The organism is bacterium, from assembly GCA_040755795.1.
Lineage (GTDB): Bacteria > UBA9089 > CG2-30-40-21 > CG2-30-40-21 > SBAY01 > JBFLXS01.
In genome coordinates, this window is record JBFLXS010000156.1 from 1 (window position 1) to 8,524 (window position 8,524).

General features: G+C 34.4%; 11 protein-coding genes. 10 read left to right on the top strand and 1 reads right to left on the bottom strand.

What is annotated here, in order from left to right:
- A partial coding sequence (locus tag AB1414_10950) for a GxxExxY protein (protein ID MEW6607947.1) occupies positions 1-143 on the bottom strand: 143 nt, incomplete at its 3' end.
- A 61-nt stretch (positions 144-204) separates the two neighbouring features.
- Between AB1414_10950 and AB1414_10955 the strand changes: the two genes are divergently transcribed.
- The 10 genes from AB1414_10955 to clpX all read left to right on the top strand — a co-directional run bounded on the left by AB1414_10955 (position 205) and on the right by clpX (position 8,320).
- A complete protein-coding gene (locus tag AB1414_10955; GenBank protein MEW6607948.1) occupies positions 205-969 on the top strand; it encodes a class I SAM-dependent methyltransferase in 765 nt (254 codons plus the stop codon).
- Between the two features lie 784 nt (positions 970-1,753).
- On the top strand, positions 1,754-2,377 hold the full coding sequence (rpsD, locus tag AB1414_10960) for a 30S ribosomal protein S4 (protein ID MEW6607949.1): 624 nt from the start codon (positions 1,754-1,756) through the stop codon (positions 2,375-2,377).
- Between the two features lie 31 nt (positions 2,378-2,408).
- Positions 2,409-2,555, top strand: a complete 147-nt coding sequence (locus tag AB1414_10965) for a hypothetical protein (protein MEW6607950.1) — start codon at positions 2,409-2,411, stop codon at positions 2,553-2,555.
- A gap of 7 nt (positions 2,556-2,562) precedes the next feature.
- Positions 2,563-3,561, top strand: a complete 999-nt coding sequence (locus AB1414_10970; protein ID MEW6607951.1) for a DNA-directed RNA polymerase subunit alpha — start codon at positions 2,563-2,565, stop codon at positions 3,559-3,561.
- Positions 3,562-3,849: 288 nt separating this feature from the next.
- Positions 3,850-3,948 (top strand): hypothetical protein, encoded by a 99-nt coding sequence (locus AB1414_10975; protein MEW6607952.1) that lies wholly within the window; start codon positions 3,850-3,852, stop codon positions 3,946-3,948.
- Positions 3,949-4,023: 75 nt separating this feature from the next.
- Positions 4,024-4,377, top strand: coding sequence for a 50S ribosomal protein L17 (gene rplQ / locus AB1414_10980; protein ID MEW6607953.1), 354 nt, complete (start codon positions 4,024-4,026; stop codon positions 4,375-4,377).
- Complete coding sequence (locus AB1414_10985; GenBank protein ID MEW6607954.1) at positions 4,374-5,117, top strand: 16S rRNA (uracil(1498)-N(3))-methyltransferase; 744 nt, start codon at positions 4,374-4,376, stop codon at positions 5,115-5,117. The genes rplQ and AB1414_10985 overlap by 4 nt, the downstream gene beginning before the upstream one ends.
- Positions 5,118-6,419, top strand: coding sequence for a trigger factor (gene tig, locus AB1414_10990; protein MEW6607955.1), 1,302 nt, complete (start codon positions 5,118-5,120; stop codon positions 6,417-6,419).
- Between the two features lie 3 nt (positions 6,420-6,422).
- Complete coding sequence (gene clpP / locus AB1414_10995; protein ID MEW6607956.1) at positions 6,423-7,016, top strand: ATP-dependent Clp endopeptidase proteolytic subunit ClpP; 594 nt, start codon at positions 6,423-6,425, stop codon at positions 7,014-7,016.
- Positions 7,017-7,072: 56 nt separating this feature from the next.
- Positions 7,073-8,320, top strand: a complete 1,248-nt coding sequence (gene clpX, locus AB1414_11000; GenBank protein ID MEW6607957.1) for an ATP-dependent Clp protease ATP-binding subunit ClpX — start codon at positions 7,073-7,075, stop codon at positions 8,318-8,320.
- The last annotated feature ends 204 nt before the right edge of the window (positions 8,321-8,524 follow it).

Sequence of the window (8,524 nt, forward strand, 5' to 3'; positions counted from 1 at the left end):
AGTAGTTGCTCGACTGCTTTTAATTCTACGATAACTTTTTCTTCAACTAAAAGATCTATCCGGTATCCACAATCTAATTTAAATCCTTTTTTCTCTGTTCCTCTGCGTCTCTGCGGTGAATAGTTACGATTTTCCTTGACCAAAATATAAAATTATGTTATTATTTCCTTTGAAAGTTGTAGAATGTTTTAAGGAGGTGATTTTATGATACCATTTGGAGAAGAATATGCTAATCTCTACGATGCCCTGTATCAGGATAAAAATTACGAGAAAGAGTGTGATTTTATAGAGGCAATTTTAAAAAAACATAATTACCAGCCAAAAACAATTCTTGAATTAGGTTGTGGCACTGGTGGACATGCCCTTATCCTCGCAAAAAGGGGATATAATCTCACCGCCATAGATAAATCTCAACCAATGCTTGAGGTTGCGGCAAATAAAGCTAAAAAGGCAAAACTTGATATTGAGTTTATAAAAGGTGATATAACAAATATCTCCTTGAATAAAAAATTTGATGCGGTAATCTCAATGTTTGCGGTGATGAGTTATCAAATAACCAATAAGGCGATTGCTGATGTTTGCAAATTGGCAAGAGAAAGCCTCATCTCTAACGGATTATTCTTGTTTGACTGCTGGCACGGTCCGACAGTTCTCATTGATAAGCCTAAACCAGTAACAAAAGAAGTAAAGTTAAACAAGAATGAAACGATTCTCAGATTTTCGCAACCCGAAGTTGATATTATCAACCATATTGTTAAAGTCAATTTCAGGGTATGGCACTTGAAGGACCATAAACTAAATATGCTAAAGGAAATATTAGAAACACATCCAATGAGATTCATATTTCCACAAGAGATAAAATATTTCCTTGAAGTTGCAGGGTTTAATAAAGTTGAATTCTATCCATTTCTTGAGATTAAAAAAGAATTGACAGAAAAGGATTGGAATATGATGGTGGTAGGAAGATGAAATTAATAGAGAAAGTTAAACCTATGTCAGTGACAGTGTCAGTGTCAGTGAAGAAACTCCTTCAACTCATCCAACACTTCCAACTCTTTCTACTCTTTCAACTCTTCCAGCAGAAGTATAGGCAGGTCTCCCAAATCTTCATTTTGCTGCAATTTCTGCCTGTTTTAGTCTGATGTCTGATGTCTATAGTCTACTGTCTGAATCACAGTTAAGGTAACCGTTCACCGCAGAAACACAGAGACGCAGAGAAAAAATTAAAATCTATTCACCAGAGACAGAAATTTCCTTTTTTGTGCATTTCGGGTCTTTCGTTGTTTATTAATCTTTTAATACTTACTTTCACCTAACTGTTTTTAAACTTTTTTAAACACCGAAAAACACGAAAAAAAGATATTTTCCTTTCTGTTTCTCTGCGTCTCTGCGGTGAATTACTATCTGAACAGTTACAAGTATTTTAACGCTGAAAGGAAAGAGATAATTTTACATTTTGATATGTAATTTTTATATTTGCTTTTTGCATTTTGCTCTTTGGAGGAAATCCCTTTTGGACACCAAATCTGCATAGATTTCACTATTAGAGTTATTTTCAGACACCACCAAAAAAGCATAAAGAGATCTGTTCTGTAACATCTTCGTGTCCTTCGTGCTCTTCGTGGTGAATAGTTACTAATTTTAAACCTAACTGCACAGGTCGAAAAATTTTATTAAAAAATGTTGACAAATTTATAAATATGTGATAATATAATATAATTATCTCATAAAAATCAGGAGGATGATTAAGTAAATGGCACGATATACTGAATCAAAATGTAAGGTTTGCCGACGAAGTGGAGAGAAACTTTTTTTAAAAGGAACGCGTTGTATCTCAGAAAAATGTTCACTTAACAAACGCAACTATGCACCAGGATTAAAAGGTCAGGAACGGAAAAAAGTATCCGATTATGCCCTTCAATTGCGAGAGAAACAAAAGGTTCGCCATATCTATGGAATCCTTGAACAACAATTTAGAAATTATTACACCAAAGCTGTTACTCAAAAAGGCATTACTGGCGAAAATTTGTTAATCTTGTTAGAGCGACGATTAGATAATATTGTCTATCGCTTAGGGTGGGCAGAATCAAGGGCACAGGCACGACAATTAGTTAGACATAGCCACATAATCGTTAATGGCAGAAAGGTTAATATTCCTTCATTTTTAGTCAAGGCAAATGATACCATTACGGTAAAACCCAAAAGCCAGGATAGAATTAAAGAAATATTAAAGACAATCGCCTCACCTAAAGGGATACCGAGTTGGTTAGCAATGGATGAGGATAAATTATTAGCCAATGTAGTTTCATTGCCAAACAGACAGGATATTGACCAGTCAGTTAATGAATCGTTAATCGTGGCGTTATATTCAAAATAGAATATGGTTTCATAAAATTAAAAGCAGATAATTGGTAACTAATTACCATTCACCAGTTACCATTCACCAATTACCAATTACCAATTACCAATTACCAGTTACCAATTACCAATTACCAGTTACCAATTACCAATTACCAATTACCAATTACCAATTACCAAAATTAAGGAGGTTATGAAAAAATTATGGGTAGTAAGGGCGGAATAAGTGCCTTAAAAAGGATTAAAAAAATAGAATGGGAAAAAGAAACTTTAACTGATAGCTACGGTAAATTAATTGCAGAACCATTTGAACCAGGAAGAGGAACAACTATTGGCAATAGCCTGCGAAGAATGTTATTAACCGCAATAGAAGGTGCGGCGATTACCTCGGTAAAAATAGAGGGCGTTCTTCATGAATTCTCTACTATTCCAGGGGTAGTTGAAGATGTTCCGGAGATAATTTTAAATCTAAAAAAATTGATTTTAAAATTACATGATTCTGAAACAGTAAAAATTTACTTAAACAAAGAAGGAGAAGGAGAAGTAACGGGAGAGGATTTTCAATGTCCACCACAAGTAGAAATACTTAACAAAAATCTCCATATTGCCACAATGGATACTGATGGAAAATTAAATATGGAATTAGAAATAGTGAAAGGATACGGTTATGTATCAGCTGAACAGAATAAAACAGGACAGGAATCAATCGGAGTTATATGCATAGATTCCTTTTTTTCTCCAGTAGTTCGCGTTGCCTATTCAGTAGAAGGTGTCCGCGTAGGACAAATGACCGATTATGAACGGTTGATATTAGAAGTGTGGACAAATGGAGTTCTACAACCTCATCAAGCCGTAGCCCAGGCCGCCAGACTTATCAAAGATCAAATCGCGGCTTTTATTGATATTAAGGAGGAAGAAGACAAATCTGAAGAACCAATAGTGGATAAAGAAACTGAAAGATTAAAGAATATTTTAAAAATGAACATCGAAGAATTAGAATTATCAGTCAGGTCGTCTAATTGCCTTAAAGCCGCTAATATTAAAATATTAGGTGAATTGGTTAAAAAAACCGAAAATGATATGTTAAAAACTCGAAATTTCGGTAAAAAATCACTCACAGAAATAAAAAATAAATTAGCCACTTATGGAGTTTCATTAGGAATAAAAGATATAGACCATTTATTAGAGAATAATAAGAAATAGTAGTGTCGTGTTGAACAAATAACGCACGGAATTTGATTCTGGTAACTGGTAATTGGTAACTGGTAATTGGTAACTGGTAATTAAATACCGTTCGGCTGAGGTAATCGGTCAGTTATTGGTGGAAGAAAGGCATAAAGATTAAATTTCTCGCTAAGGCGCAAAGAACTCACAGGAATAAATTATAATCTTTGCGAACTTTGCGTCTTTGCGAGAGAAAATTTCTATTTAGTTTTTACCACTGATAACTGAGGGATTATCGGCTGATCTCATGACGAAACTATTTAACCAATTACCAGTTACCAATTACCAGTTACCAATTACCAGTTACCAATTACCAGTTACCAATTACCAGTTACCAATTATCCGTTTGCAGGTTACGAAACCTGATGATGCCCCGTGCAAAACTTACTCAACACGACAGTAGCTATTTAGCCTACCAAAGATAAGGAGTGTGAAATACAATTGCGTCATTTAAAAAAAGGTAGAAAACTTAATCGCACCATAAGCCATAAAAAGGCTCTGTTAAATAATCTTGTCACCGAATTATTTCGACATGGGAAGATTGCAACAACTTCAGCCAAAACAAAGGAATTAACCGGGTTAGCAGATAAATTAATCTCTCTGACAAAAATCGGCGACCTACATTCAAGAAGACAGGTACTGACTTATGTTAAAAGTAAAGATGTAGGGAAAAAATTATTTGAAGTTATTGGACCAAGATTCCAGAATCGAAATGGAGGATACACGAGAATACTGAAAGTTGGCAAAAGAATCGGTGATGGAGCAGAGATGTCTTTAATTGAATTAGTAGAATGATGCATCGCAGGTTTTTTGTCAATCCTGAAAGTATAGTTAAAAATAATGTTGATATTGTGGATAAAGATGATATTCATCATCTCAAAAATGTCCTTCGGCTAAAAGAAAAAGATAAGATTATTGCGTTAGATGGTTTGGGAAATGAATATCACGCAACTATTATTTCGATTGCCGCGGATAAAGTTAAAACTAACATTGTTGAAAAAATTATCCATCCACCGCAAAAAGTAGAATTAACATTACTTCAGGCACTACCCAGAATAGCCAGGATGGATTTGATAATAAGTAAATCCACTGAATTGGGTGTAACAAGAATAATTCCAGTTAAAACACAGAGGTCATTGATAAATTTAAAAAACGAATCGACAAAACTCACACGGTGGCAAAAAATAGCTAAATCCTCCTCATCTCAATGTCAACGATGTATAATCCCTATAATTTATCCGGTAACTAATCTCAAAACCTCATTAGAGTTAATAAAAGAAGTTGATTTAGGGTTAATTTTATATGAGAATGCAAAAACACCCTTACGAGAAGTTTTTCTCAATAGAGATGTTACCTTACTAAAAAAGATTGCTGTTTTTGTTGGTCCAGAAGGAGGATTTACTGAGGAGGAAATAACCGCAGTCCAAATTAGAGGAATTATTCCTGTATCACTTGGGACAAATATTCTGAGATGTGAATCCGCAAGTATTGTTACAGAAAGTATCATATTATATGAATTAGGGATGATAGGATAAATGGAAGTAGAAACAATCGAACACAATGAATGTGAATTAACATTAAAAATTACAGTTTCTAAGGAAGAACTTGAGCAAGAATTTGATAAAAAATACCAGAAATTAACTCAAACGGCTAAACTTCAAGGTTTTAGAAAAGGTAAAGTGCCTCGTCAGGTTTTAGAAACACGATACGGCCCAGCGGTAGAAAAAGAAGTTGTAGAAAATCTTATCTCTAATCGCTATCTACAAGCAATAAAAGAAAAAAATATCCGGATAATTTCCCAGGCAAAGATAGAAGAGGTCAATTATATCAAGAAAGATGAACCGTTTTCTTTTGTAGTGAAAGTAGAAGTAATGCCTGAAATTGAACTTACAACTTACCATGGAATTCCACTTACCAAAAAGGTGACCAATATTACGGATAAAGATGTGGATAATGGACTCCACAGACTCCAGGAAAAATATGCACCAATAGAGGTAGTGGAAAAACCTATTGGGAAAAAGAGCATTGTTATTTTTGATTTTGAGAGTTTCAAGGATAACAAACCACTGTCTGATGGAAGTCACAAAGATTTTTTATTAGAGTTGGGTAAAGAAATCTTCCCTCAAAAGTTTGAACAACAATTATTTGGTCTCAAAAAAGGTAAGGAAAAAACCTTTAAAATTAAGTTATCAAAAGAATACTCTGACCCTAATATGGCGGGACAAAAGGTAACATTTAAGGTAAAAATTAATGAAGTCAAAGAAAGAAAATTACCAGTTTTAGATGATGAATTTGCTAAAGATTTGGGTCAATTTGATACGATTAAAGAATTAAAAGAGGCATTTAAAAAAGACCTTATTGAAGCCGCAGAACTTGAGTCAACAGAAAAATTAAAAGACGAACTTACAACACTTTTAATTTCACAACACTCTTTCCCTCTACCTAAGGTATTAGTAGAAAGAGAAATTGATTATCTGGTGGTTAACCTCCATAATAATTTACAATCACAAGGATTTGAACTTAATGATTATCTTAAAAAGAAAAATATGACTATTGAGGATTGTCGGGATGAATTCAGGCCCCAGGCGATGGAGCGGGTAAAGAAATATTTGATTTTAGATGCAATCGCACAAAAGGAAAATATTAAAATAGAAAATGAAGAATATGAAACCGTGGTAAAAGATAATTTTAGAACACAACCACAAAAGATAAAAGAATATCTTGAAGATAACCAACAAAAGGCAATTCTGATGGAAGAATTGAGAATGCAAAAAACACTTAATTTTTTACTCGAAATTGCCGATATTAAAAAATGTGAGGAAAAAAGGAGGAAATAAACAATGGCTTTAGTTCCAATGGTGGTAGAACAAAGTAATCGAGGAGAGCGAGGGTATGATATATTTTCGCGACTTTTAAAAGAACGAATAATTTTTATTGGCTCATTAATTGATGATGATGTGGCTAATCTAATCATTGCCCAACTTCTTTTCCTTGAAGCGGATAATCCTGACAAGGAAATAAACTTATATGTTAATAATCCAGGAGGAGTAGTCACTGCAGGACTGGCAATTTATGATACGATGCAGTATATTAAATCAGATATTGCCACGATATGTATTGGACAGGCGGCAAGTATGGGCGCGTTACTTTTAGCCGCAGGCACAAAAGGTAAACGCTATGCTTTACCTCATGCCAGAATTATGATTCATCAACCACTGGGTGGTGTTCAAGGACAGGCAACGGATATTGATATTCAAGCTCGCGAGATTATTAGAATGCGGGAAATATTGAATAAAATATTAGAAAAACATACACATCAACCTTTAGAAAGAATAGAAAGAGATACTGACCGCGATTTCTTTATGTCTGCCGAACAGGCAAAAGAATACGGAATAATAGATGAAGTTATGGTAACAAGGAAGGAAAAAAAATAAAGGAACAAGAAAACAAGGAAGGGTTTTATTAACTTTATTCTCCTGGAGGTAAATGAATGGCTAAATTTGGAAAAAAAGAAGAAGGACTTTTTTGTTCTTTCTGTAGCAAAGGACAGACAGAAGTAAAGAGATTAATTGCAGGTCCAGGAGTTTATATCTGCGATGAATGTGTCTTACTCTGTAATGAAATTATGGCTGAAGAGTGGTTTAATGATTACAAAGATACTCAAATAGGACTTTTGCCACGGCCTAAAGAAATTAAGGCAATATTAGATGAATATGTTATTGGACAGGAAAGGGCAAAAAAGATACTTGCAGTCGCTGTTTATAACCATTATAAAAGGATAAATGTAAGTATTAGAAAATCCGATGTAGAATTAGAAAAAAGTAATATTGTCTTAATTGGTCCAACTGGTTCTGGAAAAACCCTCTTAGCTCAAACATTAGCCAGAATCCTTGATGTCCCCTGTGCGATTGTCGATGCAACCGCATTAACCGAGGCAGGCTATGTGGGTGAAGATGTAGAAAATATACTTCTTCAACTTGTTCAAAATGCTAATTTTGACATAAAAAAGGCAGAAGCAGGAATAGTCTATATTGATGAAATAGATAAAATCGCTCGTAAAGGTGGAGATAATCCATCTATTACCCGTGATGTTTCTGGAGAAGGTGTTCAACAGGGATTACTTAAAATCCTGGAAGGAACAATTGCTAATGTTCCACCACAAGGAGGACGAAAGCATCCGCATCAGGAATATATTCGGCTGAATACGATGAATATCCTCTTCATTTGTGGCGGAGCTTTTGTTGGATTAGAAAAGGTAGTTGAAGAAAGAATCGGCAAAAAAGTAATGGGATTTGGTGGTGATATTCAAAGTAGAGAAAAAAAGAAAATAGGAGAACTGTTACAACAACTTATTCCAGAAGACCTGTTAAAATATGGACTTATACCTGAGTTCGTAGGCAGATTACCAGTTATTGCCTCATTAAGTAGTTTAGAAAAAACTGATTTAATGCGCATTCTCACTGAGCCTAAAAATGCCTTGACCAAACAATATAAGAAATTCTTTGAGCTGGAAGGGATAAGATTAAAATTTACGGATGATGCCATCGATTTAATTGCAGATATTGCCCTGACACGAGAGACAGGAGCAAGAGGATTACGAGCAGTAATTGAAGAAACAATGCTTGATATTATGTATGAGATACCTTCCAAAAGCAATATTAAAGAATGTGTTGTTACCAGAGAAGTCGTGTTAAATAAAATTGCTCCAACTTTAGTCCTGCATAAAGAAACCGCATAAAGGATTATGCCTCGAAATCAGTGTGATTATCACAAACAATTTCCACCAGTGCAATTAGAAATAAAGGGATAATATTTTGGGAGGAATATCACATGCTTCATAAAATATATTTAGCCTTTTTATGGCATTTTCATCAACCAATGTATAAAAATATTATTAATCCTCAAAAAGGGGCATATTTTATGCCATGGGTAAGAATGCACT